The 22,616-nt window shown below is 42.6% G+C and carries 22 protein-coding genes; 18 read left to right on the forward strand and 4 right to left on the reverse strand.

What is annotated here, in order from left to right; all coding sequences use genetic code 11:
* Positions 1 to 167: 167 nt before the first annotated feature.
* The 6 genes from BTW00_RS07830 to lysM all read left to right on the forward strand — a co-directional run bounded on the left by BTW00_RS07830 (position 168) and on the right by lysM (position 4,636).
* Complete coding sequence (locus BTW00_RS07830) at positions 168 to 761, forward strand: DUF177 domain-containing protein (RefSeq protein WP_075106938.1); 594 nt, start codon at positions 168 to 170, stop codon at positions 759 to 761.
* 317 nt (positions 762 to 1,078) lie between these two features.
* Entirely contained in the window at positions 1,079 to 1,261 is a 183-nt protein-coding gene (gene rpmF, locus BTW00_RS07835) for a 50S ribosomal protein L32 (protein ID WP_057758809.1), read from the forward strand.
* A 423-nt stretch (positions 1,262 to 1,684) separates the two neighbouring features.
* Entirely contained in the window at positions 1,685 to 2,653 is a 969-nt protein-coding gene (gene fabD, locus BTW00_RS07840; protein ID WP_075106939.1) for an ACP S-malonyltransferase, read from the forward strand.
* Positions 2,650 to 3,378: a 3-oxoacyl-ACP reductase FabG gene (fabG, locus tag BTW00_RS07845; RefSeq protein ID WP_058025367.1), complete on the forward strand. Its 729-nt coding sequence runs from the start codon at positions 2,650 to 2,652 to the stop codon at positions 3,376 to 3,378. Before fabD ends, fabG begins: the two co-directional genes overlap by 4 nt.
* Positions 3,379 to 3,631: 253 nt before the next feature.
* Entirely contained in the window at positions 3,632 to 3,868 is a 237-nt protein-coding gene (gene acpP, locus BTW00_RS07850; RefSeq protein WP_071003168.1) for an acyl carrier protein, read from the forward strand.
* A 258-nt stretch (positions 3,869 to 4,126) separates the two neighbouring features.
* Complete coding sequence (gene lysM / locus BTW00_RS07855) at positions 4,127 to 4,636, forward strand: peptidoglycan-binding protein LysM (protein ID WP_058025369.1); 510 nt, start codon at positions 4,127 to 4,129, stop codon at positions 4,634 to 4,636.
* A gap of 139 nt (positions 4,637 to 4,775) precedes the next feature.
* On the opposite strand, the gene queG is transcribed toward lysM, so the two are convergent.
* Positions 4,776 to 5,939 carry a tRNA epoxyqueuosine(34) reductase QueG gene (queG, locus tag BTW00_RS07860; protein WP_075106940.1) on the reverse strand — a complete coding sequence of 388 codons (1,164 nt, stop codon included), beginning with the start codon at positions 5,937 to 5,939 and terminating at the stop codon, positions 4,776 to 4,778.
* Between the two features lie 248 nt (positions 5,940 to 6,187).
* Between queG and BTW00_RS07865 the strand changes: the two genes are divergently transcribed.
* Positions 6,188 to 8,008 carry a bifunctional ADP-dependent NAD(P)H-hydrate dehydratase/NAD(P)H-hydrate epimerase gene (locus BTW00_RS07865; protein WP_075106941.1) on the forward strand — a complete coding sequence of 607 codons (1,821 nt, stop codon included), beginning with the start codon at positions 6,188 to 6,190 and terminating at the stop codon, positions 8,006 to 8,008.
* Positions 8,009 to 8,026: 18 nt separating this feature from the next.
* On the opposite strand, the gene BTW00_RS07870 is transcribed toward BTW00_RS07865, so the two are convergent.
* Positions 8,027 to 8,524 (reverse strand): DUF4124 domain-containing protein, encoded by a 498-nt coding sequence (locus tag BTW00_RS07870; RefSeq protein WP_075106942.1) that lies wholly within the window; start codon positions 8,522 to 8,524, stop codon positions 8,027 to 8,029.
* Positions 8,525 to 9,377: 853 nt separating this feature from the next.
* Here BTW00_RS07870 and BTW00_RS07875 point away from each other — a divergent pair.
* The 8 genes from BTW00_RS07875 (at position 9,378) to BTW00_RS07910 (ending at position 17,232) form a co-directional block, all read left to right on the forward strand.
* A complete protein-coding gene (locus tag BTW00_RS07875) occupies positions 9,378 to 11,210 on the forward strand; it encodes an acetolactate synthase 3 large subunit (protein WP_178379274.1) in 1,833 nt (610 codons plus the stop codon).
* Positions 11,210 to 11,707: an acetolactate synthase small subunit gene (gene ilvN, locus BTW00_RS07880; RefSeq protein WP_075106943.1), complete on the forward strand. Its 498-nt coding sequence runs from the start codon at positions 11,210 to 11,212 to the stop codon at positions 11,705 to 11,707. The genes BTW00_RS07875 and ilvN overlap by 1 nt, the downstream gene beginning before the upstream one ends.
* 150 nt (positions 11,708 to 11,857) lie before the next feature.
* Positions 11,858 to 12,874, forward strand: a complete 1,017-nt coding sequence (ilvC, locus tag BTW00_RS07885) for a ketol-acid reductoisomerase (protein WP_075106944.1) — start codon at positions 11,858 to 11,860, stop codon at positions 12,872 to 12,874.
* 352 nt (positions 12,875 to 13,226) lie between these two features.
* Entirely contained in the window at positions 13,227 to 13,559 is a 333-nt protein-coding gene (locus BTW00_RS07890) for a hypothetical protein (RefSeq protein ID WP_227517147.1), read from the forward strand.
* Positions 13,560 to 13,928: 369 nt separating this feature from the next.
* Complete coding sequence (locus BTW00_RS07895) at positions 13,929 to 14,141, forward strand: cold-shock protein (RefSeq protein WP_058025376.1); 213 nt, start codon at positions 13,929 to 13,931, stop codon at positions 14,139 to 14,141.
* Between the two features lie 237 nt (positions 14,142 to 14,378).
* On the forward strand, positions 14,379 to 14,942 hold the full coding sequence (locus tag BTW00_RS07900; protein ID WP_075106945.1) for a DUF421 domain-containing protein: 564 nt from the start codon (positions 14,379 to 14,381) through the stop codon (positions 14,940 to 14,942).
* A gap of 456 nt (positions 14,943 to 15,398) precedes the next feature.
* Positions 15,399 to 16,148: an electron transfer flavoprotein subunit beta/FixA family protein gene (locus tag BTW00_RS07905; protein ID WP_075106946.1), complete on the forward strand. Its 750-nt coding sequence runs from the start codon at positions 15,399 to 15,401 to the stop codon at positions 16,146 to 16,148.
* A 151-nt stretch (positions 16,149 to 16,299) separates the two neighbouring features.
* On the forward strand, positions 16,300 to 17,232 hold the full coding sequence (locus BTW00_RS07910) for an electron transfer flavoprotein subunit alpha/FixB family protein (RefSeq protein ID WP_058025379.1): 933 nt from the start codon (positions 16,300 to 16,302) through the stop codon (positions 17,230 to 17,232).
* Between the two features lie 206 nt (positions 17,233 to 17,438).
* Here the strand turns inward: BTW00_RS07910 and BTW00_RS07915 are convergent, their stop codons facing one another.
* Together BTW00_RS07915 and BTW00_RS07920 are read right to left on the reverse strand one after the other, a co-directional pair.
* Positions 17,439 to 18,233: an RNA methyltransferase gene (locus tag BTW00_RS07915; RefSeq protein WP_075106947.1), complete on the reverse strand. Its 795-nt coding sequence runs from the start codon at positions 18,231 to 18,233 to the stop codon at positions 17,439 to 17,441.
* Between the two features lie 96 nt (positions 18,234 to 18,329).
* Positions 18,330 to 19,313, reverse strand: a complete 984-nt coding sequence (locus BTW00_RS07920) for a class 1 fructose-bisphosphatase (protein ID WP_075106948.1) — start codon at positions 19,311 to 19,313, stop codon at positions 18,330 to 18,332.
* A 385-nt stretch (positions 19,314 to 19,698) separates the two neighbouring features.
* On the opposite strand from BTW00_RS07920, the gene BTW00_RS07925 reads away from it, so the two are divergent.
* From BTW00_RS07925 to BTW00_RS07935, 3 genes are all read left to right on the forward strand, one after another.
* Positions 19,699 to 20,772: an aspartate carbamoyltransferase catalytic subunit gene (locus tag BTW00_RS07925; RefSeq protein ID WP_075106949.1), complete on the forward strand. Its 1,074-nt coding sequence runs from the start codon at positions 19,699 to 19,701 to the stop codon at positions 20,770 to 20,772.
* 176 nt (positions 20,773 to 20,948) lie between these two features.
* Entirely contained in the window at positions 20,949 to 22,043 is a 1,095-nt protein-coding gene (locus BTW00_RS07930; protein ID WP_075106971.1) for a dihydroorotase, read from the forward strand.
* A gap of 55 nt (positions 22,044 to 22,098) precedes the next feature.
* Positions 22,099 to 22,584, forward strand: a complete 486-nt coding sequence (locus tag BTW00_RS07935; protein WP_256714035.1) for a DUF2127 domain-containing protein — start codon at positions 22,099 to 22,101, stop codon at positions 22,582 to 22,584.
* Positions 22,585 to 22,616 lie beyond the last annotated feature (32 nt).

The raw sequence follows: 22,616 nt of genomic DNA on the forward strand, positions 1-22,616 counted from the left end.
TTAATAAATATTAAAGACAAAAAATTTTAGGTAAAAAAGTAAGTAGTAAAAAAGCTTGAACATATTTGCTATCAAAAAATCTTAACATACTAGCGCTAGCAGAATATGGCACTTTCCGCTAGTATGGCAGGCAATATTATACACTGTTTTTATGAATGAGGCCGCGCATGTCAAGCACTCCAGAAACTAAACCGTCAGCACCTTACGCTGACAATAAAAAAGCGCCTGTATCTACTAGCATGCCTGAGCACATTTCTTTGGACAAATGGGCAGACACGGGTTTTGAGTGGTCAGGAGAAGTCGATCCAAACTCTTTTGAACGTCTTGCCACGACGTTGAGCGCCGAGCATGATCAGTCAAACACTCAGTTAAACGCTGAACTCTATCGCCGTAATAATGTTTTGCATTTGGCATTTACGTTGACAGGCGATATCTGGCTAACATGCCAACGCTGTTTACAGCCCGTTGCCGTAGATTTATCTGATGATTATAATATTGCATTACTAGAGAATGATAGCCAAGTACGCTTGATTGATGAAGAGCAAGACTACTTGTTACTTGATGAAATCGTCACCGAACAGTCTCCCGAGCGTCTATTACCATTTAAAAAACTGGTAGAAGATGAGATCTTGCTCAAAACACCAATGGCGCCAAAGCACGATGATTGTGAGATGTCAGTTGAGCAGTTTGGCGAGATACCAGAAGAAGAAGAGAATGAAAATCCATTCGCTGCTTTAGCCTCCTTAAAAGGTAAGCTATAAGAGCCAGATTTATTTATTCAAGTATTTGAGAAGCCTTTTATCTGCTTTGTACAGAAGAGTGCAAGGCAGGGCTTTATTAATCTAATAAACATGCGTATAATGTCCGGTTTATTGCATTCGAGCAACCTGTTGCGTGCTGATAGAAGCTGACTAGGTAAATTTTTTATAAATTTCAGACATAGTTAGCGCTTTATGTAAGTAACAATCTATTTAACTAATGATGCTTCAGACTTAGGTTGTTGTGATTATATAGCCTCTGTCAGTATCGACTAAAGCTGAATTTCAAGCTTATCCCTTTTAAGTATAGGAGCTATATCATGGCTGTTCAAAAAAGTCGTAAAAGCCGTTCTCGTCGTGACATGCGCCGTTCACATCACCGTATGGAAATTGCTGAACTAAGCGTAGATGCTACTACTGGTGAAAAACATCGTCGTCATCACATGACTAAAGATGGTTTCTACCGTGGTCGTCAGCTATTCAAAGTTAGTCAAGATGCCTAAGACATTGGCCCTATGATAGCTAGGTAAAATAGTGACAGTACTGGTGACTGTTGTTGTATTTACCTGGCTATCATTAGTCAATAAGCTTTGAGCTAAAAAAAGCCAAGTTATTTCGCTATCATATATTATGTGGCTGGATAACTTGGCTTTTTGTTATTTATGACTAAACTTATTGCTTAGATGACTTTTTATTTTTAGCAGATAGAAACGCGTACTCAATCGTTAGTGCTTTTGATTGGTACTGTGTTTTCCTATCGTTGTTTGGTCTGCATCCGCTATGATAATAGTGTGTGTCAGTGTATAGTTTACTGACAATCCGTTTTCTTAGATAAATAATTGAACTAGCGGCTTTGTATCACATCTAATAATATAATACACCCCATTGTTTTAGGGATATTTCTAATCAGATAAGGGATATTGGTTATGGCTTCTGTACCCGATATGGTAAAAAAGCAACCCGCTCGTATCGCGGTCATTTTTCCTGGACAAGGATCTCAAGCAGTCGCGATGACGAGTGAGCTTGCTGAAATCTACCCAGAGATACGCGATACATTTACCGAAGCGAGTGAGGCGCTTGGTGAGGATTTGTGGGCAATCTGTCAGGATGAAGAAAAACTCAATCAAACCGAGTATACTCAGCCAGCGCTACTGACAGCTAGCATTGCCATTTGGCGTGTCTTACAACAAGAAATAGAAGAGACGCCTTGCTATTTAGCTGGTCACTCTCTGGGCGAGTACAGCGCCCTGTGTGCTGCCAATGTGATATCGCTTGGTAATGCCGTCACCCTAGTGCATAAACGAGGTCAGTTGATGCAAGAGGCCGTTGTAGGTGTCGATACTGCTATGGCTGCCGTGTTAGGACTAGAAGACAACCGAGTCGAAAATCTGTGTGAGCAAGCAACAGAGCATGTCGAGGGTGCCATTGTTGGCGCTGCTAACTTCAACAGCCCAGGACAGGTAGTGATCTCGGGTAACGCTGCTGGCGTTAACGCTGTCATCGACAAAGTCAAAAATACGGGCAAAAAATCTGTGCCCTTAAAAGTGAGTGTGCCATCTCATTGTGCATTAATGGAGCCTGCAAGTAATGCCTTAGCTGAGATATTAGCAGGTATTCAATTTGATCAAGCGGCCATTCCTGTGATTCAAAATCGCTATGCGCGTGTTGAAACCAGTGCAGTAGGTATCAAACAAGCATTGACTGAACAGCTGAGTGAGCCAGTACTGTGGTCAAAAACCATGCAGGAACTGGCCGATAAGCAAATTAATCTATTAATCGAATGTGGCAGTGGCAACGTATTAAGCAATTTAGCTAAGCGTCAAGCGCAGCCAATCGCAAGCTATCCTACAGACAAGCCTGCCCGTCTAGAGAAATTATTAGAGGTGTTATCATGAGCCGTACGATTACATTAGTAACTGGCGCGAGTCGCGGTATCGGAAAGGCAGTTGCCAAACGCTTTGCTAAAGAAGGACATTTTGTCATTGGAACAGCAACCACTGAAAAAGGTGCTGAACTTATTGATGACTATCTTCATGATAGTGGTGGTATCGGTCGCGTCTTAGACGTACGTGATACTACTCAAATTGATAAATTGTTCGAAGAAATCGAAAGCGTCTATGGAGCGGTACAAGTATTGGTCAACAATGCAGGTATCACGCAAGACGGTCTGCTAATGCGTATGAAAGACGATGACTGGTCAAATGTCATCGATACGAATTTGACCTCAGTTTACCGCATGAGCAAACGCGCAGTACGCGGTATGATGAAAGCGCGCCGTGGTCGTATTATTAATATCACCTCTGTTGTTGCTCAAATGGGTAATGCAGGTCAATCTAACTATGCCGCGACTAAAGCTGGTGTAGAAGGTTTCAGTCGTACGCTTGCACGTGAAATCGGTTCACGCCAAGTGACTATCAATTGCGTGGCACCAGGTTTAATCGAGACTGATATGACAGATGAGCTCGACGAGCGCCTATTGAATTCTATGCTAGATGCCGTTCCTATCAGCCGTCTTGGTCAACCAGAAGACATCGCAGCAGCAGTACATTTCTTAGCCAGTGATGAAGCCAGCTATATCACCGGCGCGGTCATTCCGGTCAATGGTGGCATGTATATGTAGGCGTTACATAGTTATAATAAAAAACTGTGTGAACGAGTGTAAACTATAATAAAGGGTGTTATAATAACGAATACTTTTGATTCAAAGCCCTGTATTATAGCAGGGCTTTATTAGACAGACTTTGTAACAAGTCATAGAGTACTCAGACAGCATTGCTAGTCTGGCAAACACATTTTATATACCATGCTATAGAGCTTAAATGAGGCGCTATAGCAGTTTATTAAAAATAATAGATGATAACGGAGTGATCTATATGAGTAATGATATCGAGCTAAGAGTAAAATCAGCAGTAGCAGAGCAACTAGGTATGAACGTTGAAGACATCAATAACGATGCTTCATTCATGGAAGACCTAGGTGCGGACTCGTTGGACTTAGTTGAATTGGTGATGTCTTTTGAAAGTGATTTTGGTATCACTATTCCTGACGAAGACTCTGCAGAATTGACTACTGTTCAAAAAGCAATTGATTACGTACAAGCCCAGCTATAATTTGCCATTTGTTTAGCAAATTTTATAATGCCGCTTATCTTAATAGATAGGCGGTTTTTTTATGAGGGTGATTTAATTGATCGGTTGCATTAACATAAGCTACGTCAATTAACATTACTCAACATACTCTTACTATTCACGTTTGGTTCGTTTGTCTATACTCATCATGGTAGACAGTACAAAGCACGGTGATGTTCAATAACACACCACCGAAAATAAATATGAATAATAAATAACAATATTTCAAGGAGCAGTTATATGGGTATGTTCAGTTTTGCAAAAGATATTGGCGATAAAATCTTTAATCGTGATGACGAGAAACACGATGCCAAATCAGAGACCAAGGCAGATGCCAATACACCGGTAAAAAGTAGCGAGCCTTCAGCTCAATCCGTTGCTAATATTTTGTTACGCCGTATACAACAACAGAATCTAAATATCAGTAATTTAAAAATCAAATATAACGGCTCTACAGATACAGCAGAAATCAGCGGTAACGCGAAAACTCAAGCTGATCGCGAAAAAGCAATTATTGCTATTGGTAACGTACAAAATGTTGCTAAGGTCATTGATAATATCGATATCGAAGAAGATGCACCTGAGTCAACGATGTATACGGTAAAATCTGGCGATAGCTTATCTAAGATTGCTAAAGATGTTTACGGTGAGTCTGGCGATTATATGAAAATATTTGAAGCCAATAAGCCAATGCTATCTGATCCAGATAAAATCTATCCAGGTCAAGTGTTACGCATTCCTAAGCCATAACAAATTGATGATATAAACAATAAATAATCTGTACAAAAAATCGATGATAAAAAAGCCTCTTTTATAAGAGGCTTTTTTATTATTTAAAATGATATAGCAATGGATATGAAGTTCTAATAGTGGCGAATACTTGAAGTATTTAGAACTGGTTGTTGTCTTTCAGCTTTTTTTGCTGCTCATCCAAGGCCCACTCGATATGTTCGTCGAGCATAGCACTATACATGGTGAGCTTAGACTTTAACTGCTCAACCACATCCAAACTGGCATTGGCATTGCCAAGACCAATCGCGATATTACGTAAAAAATTGATATAGCCTGTGCGTCTGAGCGGGCTTCCTTGTGTGTTGTTCAAAAAATCCGCTTCTTGCCATTGCCATAATTCAAGCAAACTGCTGTTATCGAGACCATGCCTTGGTGCGAAGTCCTCAACGGTAGTCAGATTGGCATAACGATTCCATGGACAGATCAGCTGACAGTCATCGCAGCCAAACACCCGATTGCCAATCGCGCGTCGATACTTGGTATCAATAATACCATCGTGTTCAATCGTCAAATAAGAGATACAGGCAGAAGCATTGAGCTCATAAGGCGCTACAATCGCTTGGGTAGGGCATACATCAATGCAAGCGCTACAACTGCCACAATGCTCTTTAACAGGCTGGTCATCGGGCAGCTCTAAGCTTAAAAACAGCTCACCTAGCACAAAAAATGAGCCAGCTTGTTTGTTGATTAATAACGTATGCTTACCTGTCCAGCCCAGACCAGCAGCATCGGCAATAGGCCGCTCAAAGATAGGCGCAGAATCACTAAAGGGTCTAAAAACAAACTCTTTATCTGAACCAATATCGAGATGTTGCCATTCAGGAAGCATGGCCTCGATATTCAGAGCCAATTGCTTTAAACGGCTACGCATTGTCTTATGATAATCACGACCTCTTGCATAACGCGCAATGATGCCTTGGTTGGGATGGTCGTTGTCTGTGACAGCACGCGGTGTTGGGGCTTTGGTTAGGTAGTCCATCCTTACACTAATAATGGTCTTTGCGCCATCCACTAACTGCTCGGGATGAGCGCGCAGATGATGGTTGTTGTGCATGAACTGCAATTGACCCTCATAGCCTTTATCCAGCCACTTCTGTAGCTGTTCGATTTGCTTAGTAAACAGTGGATGATGGACAGATAAAAACCCACAGTCAGCAAATCCTAATGTTTGCGCTTGCGTTTTGATCCATTGTTTAATATCTGCTGTTGTTGCAAAGACTGTTGAGTTACTAACGGCAATCTTGTTTTTATCGGTAGGCATATAGATAGAGGCTTATTGGCTGTCTGCTTGTTTGGGTTGATCAGATTATTCGCATCTCACAATCAGTAATCATATGAATAGTGTTTATGATAAGCCAGTGAGCGATAAGCGCAAGTAGAAAAGAAAATAAACTCACATTCATATTGATACATAAGTAGACATGAGCTTTTGCTAAGCTGATACCAAAGTTTAGAAACTAGACTTTCAACACTATAAAAATATCAGAAAAATATGGCCGAGGATAATAAATGAAAAATTTTACCAATTTATCACCTATAAAAAATACAAAACCTATTGCGCTTTATAGTAGTGAGCAAATTTATGCCATGGAGCAAGCGTGGTTTGCTCAAGGATATGATAGTTTTGGCTTAATGCAGCAAGCAGCTTGGCAAATGGCACAGCAGATAGAATTGCTTTATGAACAAAAATGTCTCAATGCTAATCATTCTGCTAATACCAACGTTTATCATCGTACGGAGCGTTTGCGCCGAGTAAGTGTCTGGGTAGGTAAGGGTAATAATGGCGGGGACGGTTGGCTCATTGCTCACTATCTGCAACAAGCTGGCTGGCAAGTAGAGGTCATTGCTGTTGGTTTTGATAAAAACGATTTCGTTATTGATGATAAATCAGTCACTTCTAACAGCAAAGACAGCGACAGTAGCAATATAACTGACGCAACAAAGGCTCTTCAAATAGCGCTATCTGCCAACTGTCATTACCAACGTTTTGAAGAAATTGTTGATCAAGATAGTGCAAAAGAGAAGGTTTTGCCAGCTGACGTTTATGTTGACGCACTGTTTGGGATTGGGCTAGATCGTGCACCAGAAGGTATTTATAAAGAGGCTATTAGCGCTTTTAATCGTACTACTCAGCAACAAAACGCACTAGCAGTCGCCGTCGATATTCCAAGCGGATTGGTGGCTTCTACTGGTGCGGTATTTGATCGTATAGCAGTACAAGCTGATGTCACCTTATGCCTGATTGCGCGCAAATTTGGTTTGCACACCAAAGATGGTACGGATTATAGCGGAGACATAATCGATATACCGTTAATACCTTATCAAACAGCTAGACCTCACAAAATATCTGATAAAAATGCCAAGCAAAATACTATTGAAGCATTTGAACCTGTTGCCATACTACGGACGGCTGCACAGAGTATGAAGCCGCGCCGCCGAAACAGTTACAAAGGTAGCTACGGTCATGCGCTAATCATTGGTGGAAATCGCGTTGATGGCTCTCAAGGGATGGGCGGTGCTGCGATACTGTCTGCCTCAAGCACCATGGCAACTGGCGCTGGTAAAATAACCGTTGCCTGTCATGAGGCTTTTCATGGTGCATTATTAACGTCACTGCCAGATGCGATGACAATTAATTTGCATGATGCAGATGGGTTAAAGGCACTGATTGAACACGCCAGTGTTGTCGCTATTGGCATGGGATTGGGCCGTGACGAAAAAGCAAAGGCGCTGTTTATCGACTACATACAGACTGCGATCGCTCATGAAAAATCAATAGTGATCGATGCAGATGGTCTTTATCATTTGGCCTCGCTGCAAGTGGATAGCCATGAACTGGTAACAGAGCTTCGCGAACATAGCATCAATCATCGAGTTTGCTTGACACCGCATAGCGGCGAAGCGGCTAGATTGCTCGATCAAAAAATAAGCGAGGTAGAAAGTGATAGATTGCGAGCCATAAAACAATGCGCTGCAGTTTATGGTGGTGACTGGGTATTAAAGGGAGCAGGGTCGCTAGTTTTGGAGCAAAAATCAGGACGAGCGCGAGTATATGTATGTGATGCGGGCAATGCTGGTATGGCAACTGCTGGCATGGGCGATATTCTATCTGGAGTGATTGCTGGATTATTAGCACAACAAGACTTAGCAGCAGAGTCGTACAGTTTACCTCAGGCGGTACTTATACATGGATTTGCAGGAGATGTATTGGTCAACCAAAATAGTGATTGTCATAGTGAAAACAGACTTATGATTGGACAACGAGGGCTGCAAGCGCAAGATATGCCAGCAGCCATTCGCCATGTTATGCAACTAGTGATGGTCGACTAACCCTCACTATTGGGTCGACTAGGTTGTAGAGCCACTACAATACTGGTCGATCGCCTGCTGTACACGCTCACGTTTTAGCTCAATCTCACGGCCATCTAGATATTGACGTTTGCCATTTGCATCCATCTCATAGATACGGCCGCCAACATTTAGATTCGTTAAATTGTTACGTAGCGATTGGCAGCGCTGAGCATTGGCTTGAGCTTCTTGCTCTTTGATACGTGCTTCAAGTGCGGCTACGCGCTGTTCTTCTGCCGTTTGAGTATTATTGCTTTGGCTGGGGTCTGTTTTGCCAGCCATTTGTCCGGCGTTATTTTGTCTACCGTCACTACGAAATTCAATCAACTCAACGTTTTTACCATTTTGCGGCGCGTGCTGACTATATTTAACTTCGCCATGTGCGCCAATGGATTTGTAAACTTGAATAGCCTGACTGGCATTCATGGACAGCATTAGCATACACGCAGTACTTGTTAGCAGTTTGGCAGCAGTCGCTATTTTAGATGCATATGCCATAACAGCAATCCTCTTGTTTTATAAAAGCAAATTTATATAAGGGTAAATATAACATTTGAGCACTTTATTGGCAGCACTAATGTATCGACTTCCGATTTTAGCAAATAATACTTATCAATGTATATTATTTAATAACTAATAGTTTGGGATGGGCTTTAGAAGTTTTTCTTGACAATAACAGACAAACAATCGAATATAATAGAAGTTGATTGGTCAGTGAGCGGCTTTTATGATATTGCCGTGACACTTGAGAATGAGAACTACGGGTTACTTATCGGTAGCTTACGCAGTTTTATTTCCTTTGTGATAATGATATAGCAGATATAGTAGCAGAACGATTACTATTGATAGCTAATCATCATCTCCGGACTTATCTGTCTACAATGACTAAGATAAACTTATTATTTGACATGTGCTAAATGTGATTCTAGCAGTTGTATGAAACACGATATAATATTAGGTATGATATTTTTTTAATGCCTTGTCATCAGTTCTACTGAGCTTGTGACACCGTATTTGGCTATAAAAGTCATTTCATCTATATCGATGCATCTGTATCAATGAATTTATTATCCGTACTTGCTTGCATGAATACTCAATAATAAGCTTCTTTATAGGTGCGCCCGCATCTTGTCACTGTATATCGATAAACATCCATCACAAAACTGACCTTAAATACATTGCTGTGTTTGAGTAATTTGCTGTCTTAAAAAACAACATTACTTAAATATGATAGGCAAATATTCTTGATATGGACAAGGATTAGCGATCATTTTATGAGTTTGGAAGTAATACCTATATGGGGTTATCTCTTGTCATAGAATACCGCAAATCCTCGCCGCAAAAAAAGGTGATGACAGTGACGCAAACCACGCAAAGTCCGAATATGACGGGACATACCCAAACGGGTAATGCCGCCAAAAATTTTGAAGAAAAGCAACAACGTCTTGCAGAAGGCAGCTCACAGCCTGTGATGCTATCGGGCGCTGAAATGCTGGTACAAGCGCTGACTGACGAAGGCGTCAAATATATCTTTGGTTATCCAGGCGGTGCCGTCCTGCACATCTATGATGCGCTATTTCAGCAAGAAGCCATTGAGCATATCTTGGTGCGTCATGAGCAGGCGGCAGGACACATGGCAGATGCTTATTCACGAGTCACTGGTGAGACGGGGGTTGTATTGGCAACCTCAGGGCCTGGTGCCACCAATACGGTTACTGCTATTGCGACCGCCTTTATGGATTCAGTACCGATGGTCGTGATTTCAGGTCAGGTGCCAAGTAGTCTAATCGGTGAAGACGCTTTCCAAGAAACGGATATGGTGGGGGTATCGCGTCCGATCGTTAAGCATAGTTTTCAGGTGCGCCATGCTAGCGAAATTCCGATGATTGTTAAAAAGGCATTTCACATTGCACAGTCTGGCCGACCAGGTCCTGTCGTTATTGATGTGCCAAAAGACATGACTGCTCCTAGTGAAAAGTTTGCCTATAAATATCCAGAAGAGGTATTTATACGCTCATACCAACCTTCGCTCAAAGGCCATAGTGGTCAGATCAAAAAAGCGGTCGAGACACTACTATCTGCCCAGCGTCCTGTCGTATATGCAGGTGGCGGCGTTATTTGGAGCAATGCTCATGAAGAGTTGACTGATTTGGCTCACCGTCTTAATTTACCAGTGACCAATACATTGATGGGTCTTGGTGCATTTCCTGGCTCTGATCGTCAGTTTCTAGGTATGCTTGGTATGCATGGTACTTATGAAGCCAATATGACTATGCATCATGCCGATGTTATTTTGGCAGTGGGTGCGCGTTTCGATGATCGCGTCACCAATAATGTCAAAAAATTCTGTCCGAACGCGACGATTATCCATATCGATATCGATCCTGCGTCGATTTCAAAGACCATCCTTGCGCATATTCCTATCGTTGGCGATGTAAAATCTGTCTTAACCGATATGCTAGAGATCGTTGGAGAAGATAAGCAATTAGAGCAACACGCATTGCTCGATTGGTGGTCACAAATTAATGAGTGGCGTAAGCGCCATGGTTTACGTTATGACACCAGCACAGATAATGGCATTAAGCCACAAAGTGTCGTACAAGCTCTAGATAAAGTGACTAACAGTAACGCTATTATCACAAGTGACGTCGGTCAGCATCAGATGTTTGCAGCCCTTTACTATACTTATAATGAGCCTCGCCAATGGCTGAACTCAGGCGGCCTAGGTACGATGGGCGTTGGCTTGCCGTATGCCATGGCAGCAAAGCTTGCCAACCCTGAGCGTGATGTGGTGTGTATCACAGGCGAAGGCTCTATTCAGATGAATATCCAAGAGCTGTCAACTTGCTTACAATACAACTTGCCAGTCAAGATCCTGAACTTGAATAACGCACAGCTAGGTATGGTCAAGCAGTGGCAGGACATGCTGTATGAAGGTCGCCATGCTCAGTCTTATATGAACTCCTTACCAGACTTTGTCAAATTGGCTGAAAGTTATGGTCACGTCGGTATCAAGATTACTGATCCTGCGACCATGGAAGCACAGTTGGCTGAAGCCATGGCAATGAAAGACAAACTGGTATTTATCGATGTTTATGTCGATCGTAATGAGCATGTATATCCGATGCAAATCGCTGGACAGGCCATGCGTGATATGTGGTTAACAAAAGGGGAGCGTACCTAATGCAACAACAACATCTGATTTCGGTATTGATGGAAAACGAAGCGGGTTCGTTGTCGCGTCTAGTCGGCTTGTTCTCACAGCGTGGCTACAATATCGAAACGCTAAACGTCGCGCCTACTGATGACCCAAGTATTTCACGTCTGACGTTGACGACCATTACTTCACCAGAAAGAATCGAACAAATCACCAAACAATTGCATAAATTGATTGAAGTGGTTAAAGTGCATAATCTGACGGAGAATGTACACGTTGAGCGTGAATTGATGCTGATCAAAGTAAGAGCGACTGGTAGCGTACGTGAAGAGGTGAAACGCAGCGCAGATATTTTCCGCGCACAGATTGTCGATGTGAATGCCAACTTGTATACGATTCAAATAGTTGGTGATAAAGCCAAACTTGATGGCTTTATCGATGTGCTTGGACGTGAGCGTATTATGGAAGTGGTTCGCTCGGGTGTGATTGGTATTGCTCGCGGCGAAAAAACACTTAGCACCTAGTATTTATTGCGACCTATTTTAATCAAGCTATATTTTAATTAAAAACTATTTATCTAAATCAACAAAGCGCTTATCTTAGTCACTATCTTGATTACAGTATAAGCGCCTACTATCCATGGTACGCCATGATTGAGGACAAGGACTCTATTTATGAACGTTTTTTATGACAAAGATTGTGATCTATCAATTATTCAAGGTAAAAAAGTTGCCATTATCGGTTATGGGTCACAAGGCCATGCGCACGCGCTTAACCTACAAGACTCAGACGTTGATGTAACGGTTGGTCTACGTGCCAACTCAGGCTCATGGAAAAAAGCTGAAAATGCAGGCCTAAAAGTTGCTGAAGTAGAAGAAGCCGTAAAAGCTGCTGACGTAATCATGATTTTGACGCCTGATGAGTTCCAAAAAGAGCTTTATAACGACGTCATCGAGCCAAACATCAAAGAAGGCGCGACCCTTGCATTTGCCCACGGTTTTGCGATCCATTATAACCAAGTGGTACCACGTGGCGATCTTGATGTGATCATGGTAGCACCAAAAGCACCAGGTCACACCGTACGTTCAGAGTTCACTAAAGGCGGTGGTATCCCTGATCTTATTGCAATCTATCAAGACGCTTCAGGTCAAGCTAAGCAATTAGCACTATCATATGCTGCTGGTGTTGGTGGTGGTCGTTCAGGCATCATCGAAACCACATTTAAAGATGAGACTGAAACCGATCTATTCGGTGAGCAAGCGGTTCTTTGTGGCGGCGCGGTTGAATTGGTAAAAATGGGCTTTGAAACCCTTACTGAAGCAGGCTACGCGCCAGAAATGGCTTATTTTGAGTGCTTGCATGAGCTCAAGCTTATCGTTGATTTAATGTATGAAGGCGGCATCGCTGACATGAACTATTCAATCAGTAACAACGCTGAATACGGCGAATATGTGACTGGTCCTGAGGTTATCAATGAGCAGTCTCGTGAAGCCATGCGTAATGCACTAAAACGCATCCAGTCTGGTGAGTACGCAAAAATGTTCATCTCTGAAGGTGCAACCAACTATCCATCAATGACAGCTCGTCGTCGTAACAATGCAGCGCATGAGATCGAAACCACAGGTGCCAAATTGCGCGCTATGATGCCTTGGATTGGTGGTAACAAAATCATCGATAAAGACAAAAACTAATTGGATACTACTTAAATAGAGTATTCGATAATTTATTCAATACCCCGTGTTATCACCTGATAGCACGGGGTTTTTTATATCCTACTTTTAGCATATGGTTATACCGCTATATGTGTTGGTTGAAAACCAGTAAAAACTGCCCAATATAGGCAGGCATCTTCACATTAGCCAGTGGGCTTTTATTGTGCTTGCTTATCTTTGATTGATCAAAGTAGATGAGTCCTCATTCATATTTTCTATAGATTACAGGTTGTATGTTGTGCAAATATCTTATCCAGACTGGCTAACGCCGCAATTCGTGTATATTACTCTTAGCGCTGTCGTAGCAGTTTTAATTTGGATAGAAGGAGAAATGCTTAAGAAAACCGATGGTAAACTGCCTAAATCTAAGTTTTTCCAAATCAGTTCAATCTTAGATACCATCTGGTTCTTTATCTCTGTGGTTGTCCTATACGTGATTGATTTGGCACCGCTCGCGATTGCTGTACCTGCCGCTTATGGCATTTACACGACCTTTGGTTGGGTTTACGGTACGCGACTACTAAAGCGCAAAGGTATCCCTGATTCTCCTAAAGACTTGGTCATACCGGCCAAATATATTGCTTATAGTCAGTCGTTTTCGTTGATATTTTTTGGGCTATGTTTGCTTGTATTAAGTTCACCATGGTTACCGATATTGCAATAGGCAATGAATGAGTTTTTGGCCTATAAGGGTCTGTCTTGTCGTATTTAACGATGGCTTCGTAATTGTAGCCTAATATTCATATGTTAGAAATTTATTCAATATCAATATGATAACGGCAAAAATGCTAGCTATTTTGATAGGTTCTAATAGCTGGAATTTATTTACAAAAATCATCAATTTAGACTGTTACCTGTATAGAAAACTGTTATAATCAGATTGTACTCAAAGTATTTGAGGTAAAAAATTCAGGTTTTCTCTTAGATTATTTGCAATTTTGAACCGTAGCGTTCAGCAAAAGATGCATGGGTATATATCAATTAATCGGTGATGACACAAGTCTCGCCAACAGTTAAAGAGTCAGGAAAATTTATGTCAGATAAAGTTGAAGGCACTGTAAAGTGGTTTAATGAAGCTAAAGGTTTTGGTTTTATCGCTCAAGACAACGGCGGACAAGACGTATTCGCTCACTACAGCGCTATCCAAGGTAACGGTTTCAAAACGCTAGCCGAAGGCCAAAAAGTGTCGTTCATCTTAGGTGAGGGCAAAAAAGGTCCACAAGCTGAGCAAATCGAAGCGCTATAATCTCTTTGCTGTTTGGGCACACTGATGTTTAGTACGCTCGATGACAGTTAGAGTGACGATATGCATAAAATTTTTGTTTATAAAAACGATAAAAATACTGTTTAGACTTTAAAAAAAAGCAACCTCTTATCAGGTTGCTTTTTTTATATCATTTTATCTGAAGTAGCGTTTGATTGATTTTCTTAATAATCATCAGTTCATAATAGGTACTGACTCAATAATAAATAAGGCTCTATTATGAAATGGGAAACTTGGTTTTCAATTGACTGGCAACAAGCACTAGGTATTTCTTTATCTGCGGTGGGTTTCTATATGGGTTTGATGCTCTGTACCCGATTGATGGGTCTACGTAGTTTCTCCAAGCTGTCAAGCCATGATTTTGCCATGACAGTTGGTATTGGTAGTATATTGGCATCGACTGTATTGGCTGACAAGCCGTCTCTGTTGCAAGGATTGTTTGCAGTTGCCATGTTGTTTTTGATTCAAGGCGTCATTTCAGTCATCAGACGCAAGATTAAACCTCTAAAAGCGCTGATAGACAATCGTGCCATCATACTCATGGCACATGGCGAATACTTCTCAGACAACTTAAAAGAAGTGAATCTTACGACCAGCGATGTTCAAGAAGTGCTGCGCAAAAACGGTATCAAAGCCAAGACGGAGATATTTGCCGTCATTATGGAAACGACTGGCAGCATGAGTGTCATCAAAAATAATGGCGTGACCCCTGATTGGGCATTGTTCGATGACATACGTGATAGTGAGTTGTTAATTGGCTCTAGCAAAAATAGCAACATATAGCTGTTGGGTTTTTCGAGACTACTATCAGTTGAACCTTAGGAAATAAATAATAACAAAATATTAAATAAACATACCATTGAGAGTGCTATAAAGAGGAGGACTCTTAAGGCTATTGTCAAAGGAAAATCACCAGATCACATGCTTATAAACTATTTATTATAGAATAGTGACAAATTTATGACGCATTATTCACGGCGTTGTCTTGACCTTATCTGCAGGCTGACGCAAGATACATAGGTCTGATAAGAACGGTTGGCTTAGCTTTAGCAGATTTTATCCGTAAGAAGTGCAATGCTAATATAATTTCGAATATTGGCGTATTTTTCTTAATTAGTTATACATCTGTTGATATAGTAATAACCTTGAGTAGTATTTTGAACGACGATTTGAACCACAACGAAAATTTGGTTCTTAACTGATATTTTTTAATTCATAACATTAATAAACGAGGAACGTATGAAAGCATTAGTAGCGGTCAAGCGTGTCATTGATTATAACGTAAAAGTACGTGTAAAAGCCGATAACTCTGGCGTTGATCTATCAAACACCAAAATGTCGATTAACCCTTTTGACGAAATCGCAGTAGAAGAAGCCGTTCGTCTAAAAGAAGTTGGCGTCATTGATGAAATCATCGTCGCGTCTATCGGTCCAAAAGAGTCGCAAGAGCAAATTCGTGCAGCCCTAGCATTGGGTGCTGATCGTGGTATTTTAGTCGTGAGTGACGAAAAACCGTATCCACTACAAGTTGCCAAGATTCTAAAAAGTATCGCTGAAACAGAAAGCACAGATATTATCTTGTTGGGTAAACAAGCGATTGATGACGACAACAACCAAACGGGTCAGATGCTAGCGGCATTGATGGGTATCGGTCAGGGTACGTTTGCCTCAGAAGTGAAGGTTGAAGGCGACAAAGTCAACGTAACGCGTGAAATCGATGGCGGTCTACAAACAGTTGCCCTTGATTTGCCAGCAGTCATCACAACTGATCTACGTTTGAATGAGCCACGTTATGCGAAACTGCCTAACATCATGAAAGCGAAGAAAAAGCCGCTTGATGAGAAAACGCCAGCAGATTTCGGTGTCAATATGACGTCTAAGCAAGAGATTATTAAGGTCGTGCCACCTGCTGAACGTAAAGCTGGTATTACAGTAGGGTCAGTTGATGAGTTGGTTGATAAGCTAAGAAACGAAGCAAAAGTCATTTAATTTTTCAATGATTAGATACTTCGCTACGGCATATCCTGTACAAAGCTAAGAATTTGACTGCTTTATTTATATTAAACGATAGTTGCTCAAAGGGCTTTGTACACAAACAACCGCATGAATAGATAATACGAATAAATAAAGGATTAAAACCATGGCAATTTTGGTATATGCAGAACATGACAATGCCAGTCTAAAAAAGGCAACTTTGAACACCATCGCTGCTGCTAAGCAAATCGGTGATGACATCCATGTATTAGTGGCAGGTAGTGGTGCTCAAGCAGTCGCTGATGAAGCAGCAAAAGCAGAAGGCGTGACGAAAGTACTATTAGCTGACAATGCAGCCTATGAGCATCAACTGGCGGGCAATGTGGCACTATTGGTTGCTGATGTTGCTGGTGATTACAGCCATATCCTAGCAGCTGCGACCACGACTGGTAAAAACTTTATGCCACGCGTTGCAGCGTTACTTGACGTCAGCATGCTGTCAGAAATCTCAGGTGTGGTCGATGCGCAAACGTTTGAGCGTCCTATCTATGCAGGTAATGCAACGGCAACCGTAAAAACGACAGAAGACAAAGTCGTACTAACCGTACGTACGACTGCATTTGACCCAGTAGCAAGCGAAGGTGGTTCAGCGACTGTTGAAACTATCGATAACGTACAAGAAACTGGTAAAGCTAGCTTTGTGAACGAAGAAATGGCTAAGTCTGATCGTCCAGAATTGACCTCAGCTGGTATCGTGGTTTCTGGTGGTCGTGCCTTGGCAAATGGTGAAAACTTCACCAAATACATTGAGCCATTGGCTGACAAACTAGGCGCAGCTGTTGGTGCGTCACGTGCGGCTGTTGATGCAGGCTATGTACCAAACGATATGCAGGTCGGTCAAACCGGTAAAATCGTTGCACCGCAGCTATATATCGCCGCTGGTATCTCAGGTGCGATTCAGCATTTGGCCGGTATGAAAGACTCTAAAGTCATTGTTGCTATCAACAATGACCCAGAAGCCCCTATCGCTAGCGTTGCTGATTACTTCTTGGAAGCTGATTTGTTCGAAGCACTGCCTGAGCTAACTAGCAAGGTTTAATATATAGTCACAGAACTACTAAACGGCTACGGCGTTACCCTCCTTAGAGGTACTACTTGTACAATCTGCAGTCGGTTGCCTTGTATCCGTTTTAGACTTCTTTGACTATATTAGTAGTAGACAGATAACAAAAGCCCACTATCAATCGGTAGTGGGTTTTTTTATTGCTTGATAGAGAAGATTTTAATTATAGTTATAAGTGGACGCTAAGAGTACTGTCTTTGGCGCAAGGTTTCGTACAGACATAAAGATCCTGCAATCGCAACATTCAAGCTTTCTTGGCCATTTGGCTGCGGTAAAGCGATAGGGGTGGCACATTGCATCAAATCATCGCTGACGCCTTGACCTTCATGACCCATAATCCATGCCACAGGCGCAGATAAATCGTGATCGTAAATGATAGTATCTGTATGTGAGCTGGTCGCCAACAGTGGCACTTGTACGTGATCTAAAATATCTTGCGTACTCAAGCCTTCATAAATAGTCAGCGCAAACTGTGCACCCATGCCTGCTCGTAGCGTCTTGGGAGACCAAGCCTGAGCAGTTGCGCTAGTACATAGGATATTGCGAATACCAACGGCTGCTGCTGTACGCAGGAGTGTGCCGACATTTCCGCTGTCCTGTACATCATTTAAGATCAAGCAATCTTCATCAATCACTGGCAAGCTAGGCGCTGGTACGTTGATGATAGCCATGATATCGATACCAGTACCTAAGCTACGAATACTCTCGTACAGTGAATTGGATAAAATAAGAATAGGCGTATAAGTCGGCAGACGAGTGAGTATTTGCTGAACTTCAGGATGACTACGTGCTGATTCAGACAGTATTATTTGAACAAATGGATAGTCACTACGCAGCGCAGCATCTATCAAATGGACGCCTTCTATGACGGTCTGACCATGCTTTTTGCGTTGACGTGCTTGTGCCAATAGGGCTTTTACAAGCTTGACGGTGGTGTTCTTATCTGAGGTAATCAGCTCGGTGGGATTTAGTACCATAGTGGATCGCTTAGAGAAGAGTAGGAGGGTGAATAACCAGCATCAAGCTTATAATCTCGCTGTAAGCTGGTTATTTTTAGAAAGTACTTATATCAATTACTGCTCAGAATAATTGACGTGTAAGTCTCTAACATAATTGACTTCGTTTTTGCTACCGAGCACCACAGGAACACGCTGATGAATGTCAGTGGGCTCGATATCTAAGATACGATTGACAGCGTCTGTCGCACCGCCACCCGCGCGTTCAATCAATAAGCTCATTGGATTGGCTTCATACATCAAGCGTAGTTTACCCGCTTTATGAGCGTGTTTGGTATCAAACGGATAAGTGAAGAGACCACCGCGGCATAAGATACGATGGACGTCACCAACCATAGCGGCGACCCAACGCGTATTGAAATCGCGTCCACGTACGCCTGTCTCGCCAGCGATTAACTCATCGATGTACTGTTGCATCGGTGCGCGCCAGTAGCGATAATTTGAGCTATTGATCGCATATTCGCTCGTATCGGCATCGATTTGCACGTTGTCTTCTATTAGCACATAGTCTTCAGTTTCTGGATCTAGGCTAAACATCACGACCTTATCTGTGATGGTCAACGCCAGTACCGTAGAGGTGCCATATAACAAGTACCCTGCTGCTATCTGTTTGTTACCTGCCTGTAGATAGTCGCTGTTTTCACTGGTTTGACCTTGACGCTCGTACGGCAGAACAGAAAAAATCGTACCTACTGCCATATTGATATCAATATTTGATGAGCCATCTAGTGGGTCAAACAAAACCAATAGACTGCCATCGTCATTAGCAGGGGTGGCATCATCAAGCTCTTCTGATGCAACGCCGGCACAATGGGTATTCTTTGCCAATGCATCTAGCAGTAAGTCATTGGCCAGTACGTCTAGTTTTTTCTGATCTTCGCCTTGGACGTTTTGATTGCCAGCCTCGCCTAAAATATCTGCCAGAGCACCTTTTCTAAGTAGTTGTGAGATAGTTTTACCAACATTAGTGACCGTGGTAATTACGTCGTTGAGTGCAGGACTAGAGGCATGTTGGTTTAGATAATCTGCTAAGGTCGTCATAAAGCTTCCTAATAGAGGGTATGGAAAGTAAAAAATGGATGGTCTTAGAGTCAGGTCATAGGCGGCATTTGGCACACCTTAAATGGGTGAATTTTTAAATAGCTTATACGGTATCTTTGTCCTGACCACAAAATCGGCTACACTATATCTATTGTTATTCATTTATAGATTTGTCAGAATTATTCTCTATGAGAATATAGCATGTCTATTTACGCTTTCTGATTGTCTGCTGAGGCGGTTTTTGGTTGAATTTGATTACGGTAAATTGTAGCAAATAAGCGTCAAAATGTCCTCGTCTCTGTGCCTATCGGTGCTAAATGATTGAACAAAGATGAATAAGCGATTACGACAGACTCATATAAACCCACAATAAAGACTCGCCATTATGTCAAATTCTCTCGATAGTAGCGCTACCCAACCAGTCTCACCGACTGATTATGCAAAATTTGATCCCAATACAATTCATCAAAGACTCAATACCTCACTGAGCCGTCCGCAGCTCAACACCGATGGCAGTATCAGGCATTTCTTGGGTGTTGAAGGTCTTAATAAAGCACAGCTCAAAGCTATTATCGCAAAAGCAGAGACTTTCTTTGATGAAAACGGGCAGCTCATCAATCGTCCTGAGTTAGATGGCTATACGGTCATGAATTTGTTCTTTGAACCATCGACTCGTACCCGGACGACTTTTGAAGTAGCAGAAAAACGCTTGGGTGCTAATGTACTCAATATCGATATCGAACGCTCTAGTACCAAAAAAGGCGAGAGTCTACGCGATACCTTGTGGAACCTACAGGCGATGACCGCAGATATTTTTGTAGTTCGACATTCAGCATCAGGTGCCGCGCATTTTATGGCGACAGAGGTGACGCCTGATATTGCTATCATTAATGGTGGTGATGGCTGGCATGCGCATCCTACTCAGGGAATGCTCGACATGTTGACCATTTACCGTGAGGCACCGCGCCCATTTGAAGAGCTGTCTATCGCAATCGTTGGTGATATTAAGCACTCACGCGTCGCCCGTTCTGATATTAGCGCCTTGCAAACCCTAGGTGTGACAGATATCCGTGTGTGTGCGCCACGTACTTTATTGCCGAAAGGTATTGAACGTTTTGGCGTAAAAGTATATGAAAATATGGATGAGTGTGTCACTGATTGTGATGTGATTATGGGATTAAGAATACAAAATGAGCGTATCGGTTCGCCGCTATTGGCATCGTCAAGTGAATACTATAAGCATTATGGGATCACGCCAGAGCGAGTGGCATTGGCCAAGCCTGATGCGCTAGTTATGCATCCAGGGCCAATGAACCGCGGTGTTGAGATTGCCTCTAGTGTGGCTGATGGCGCGCAATCGGTGATCTTAAAGCAGGTAAATAACGGTATTGCCATTCGAATGGCGGTCTTGTCGCTTGCGATGGAAGGTCAGCGTGCTCATCAAGCGGCAAGTAAGTAATCGTCCACTGCACGCTCTTATTTTCATTTATTTCATTTTATTGATACGGTAATAACGTTATGTCTACCATGCCTAATACTGATGCACCCATTTTTGATCATTTGCCAAAAGCGTTCAAAGACACGCTGTCACAAACTGACAAAGAAAAATTGTCTACGCTTGATGCTGAACACGAGATGTGGCTATTACCACCATTGGTTGATCTGTGCGCACGCCTACGTGAGCCAGGCCAGCAGCAACATGGTACGCTGGAATCAGAAGGTAGGGCAGCTCGTGGTAACGGGTTCTTGCATGTAGTCACGCCACCTGACACCAATCCTATTTTAGAAAATGGCTCACTCTTAAAGGGCTTGCGTGAGCGCGCCTTGAGTGATGGCGGTATTTACTTGCATATTTTGGGCGCATTGACCACAGGGTTAGAGGGCGAACGACCGTCTAATATTGCAGGGCTTAAAAAGGGCGGCTGTATCGCAGTATCCAATGCGCGTAGACCTTTTCGCAATGACTTAGTATTGCTAAGAACACTAGAGTACGCGGCGACTTTTGGTATGAAAGTATTCTTTTATCCTGATGAGCCAAGTCTGTCTGGAGATGGCGTGGCGCATGAGGGTTATATCGCCTCTTATCATGGTTTACAAGGGATTCCTTGGATTGCGGAAACGGTTGCACTGTCTACGCAGCTGTTAATGGTTGAAGAGACGGGGATAGCCGCTCACTTCAGCCAGCTGTCTTGCAAGTCTTCGATTGAGCTGATGCGCTGGGCAAAAGATAAAGGCTTGCCTGTTACGTGTGATGTTGCGATGCATCAGCTGTATTTAACTGATGACAATCTTGAAGGCTTTAATGCTCAGGCATATGTGTTGCCACCGCTACGTAGTAATACCGACCAGCAGGCAATCCGCCGTGGCTTAAAAGATGGCACTATCGATGCCATCTGTAGTCATCACGAGCCACTGAACAGTACGGCGAAAAAAGCGCCATTTGCTGAGAGTACGCCAGGCATCTCGAATTTTGATACTTTTATGGCGCTGGCCTGTCAGCTGGTCAATGATGAGGTACTAACACTCTCAGAGCTGGTTGATAAAATCTGTCTTAATCCGGCAAAGATTGCGGGTATTCATGAGCAGTATGAAGCGATCGGCGGCGCGGTATTGGTTGACCCGAATCTTGAGTGGCAAGTGACTGCGCAATCTATGCTATCGAATGGTAAAAACACACCATTTTTTAATCAGCAGTTGCAAGGACGTGTTGTGGAGACGTTCTTTGGCTAATTTGCCCCGACAGGATGATAGTCTACCGCTATCCTCGAAGGATAAAGGGGGTGAAATGATTGACCCTCTAGAAAAAACGCACAGCACAGCCAGTGAGTCTATCAAAGCGGTAGCTATTTATGAAGTCGTCAAAGGTGTGGGGGCATTATTAGGCGCAGGTGCATTGTGGTCGTGGCATACCAATCTTGAGCATTGGCTGACGACCGCGACTGGCTCTTGGCGCCACACCTTTGGCCACCTACTTGCACCGCAAATCGACAGTGCAGTAAGTATTGCCCAACAGGCCAGCAAAAACTGGCCAGTGTTTTTATTGTTGATATTTGCTTATGCCAGTTTGCGATTCCTAGAGGCCTATGGGTTATGGCGCGACAAGACGTGGGCGTATTGGTTTGGTGTGCTGGGCTATGGCGTCTTTATTCCTATAGAGGTTTATTATCTGATAACCAGTCCATTTGATTGGTTTAAACTGGGAATATTGGTTTCTAATCTGCTTATTATTATCGTGGTTTATCGTAATATGAAAAGAAAGGGTTTGATATAACCATTGAAACTGCTCAAAAAAGCCAGCCTAAG

It is taken from the genome of Psychrobacter sp. C 20.9, assembly GCF_001921765.1.
Classification (GTDB): domain Bacteria; phylum Pseudomonadota; class Gammaproteobacteria; order Pseudomonadales; family Moraxellaceae; genus Psychrobacter; species Psychrobacter piscatorii_B.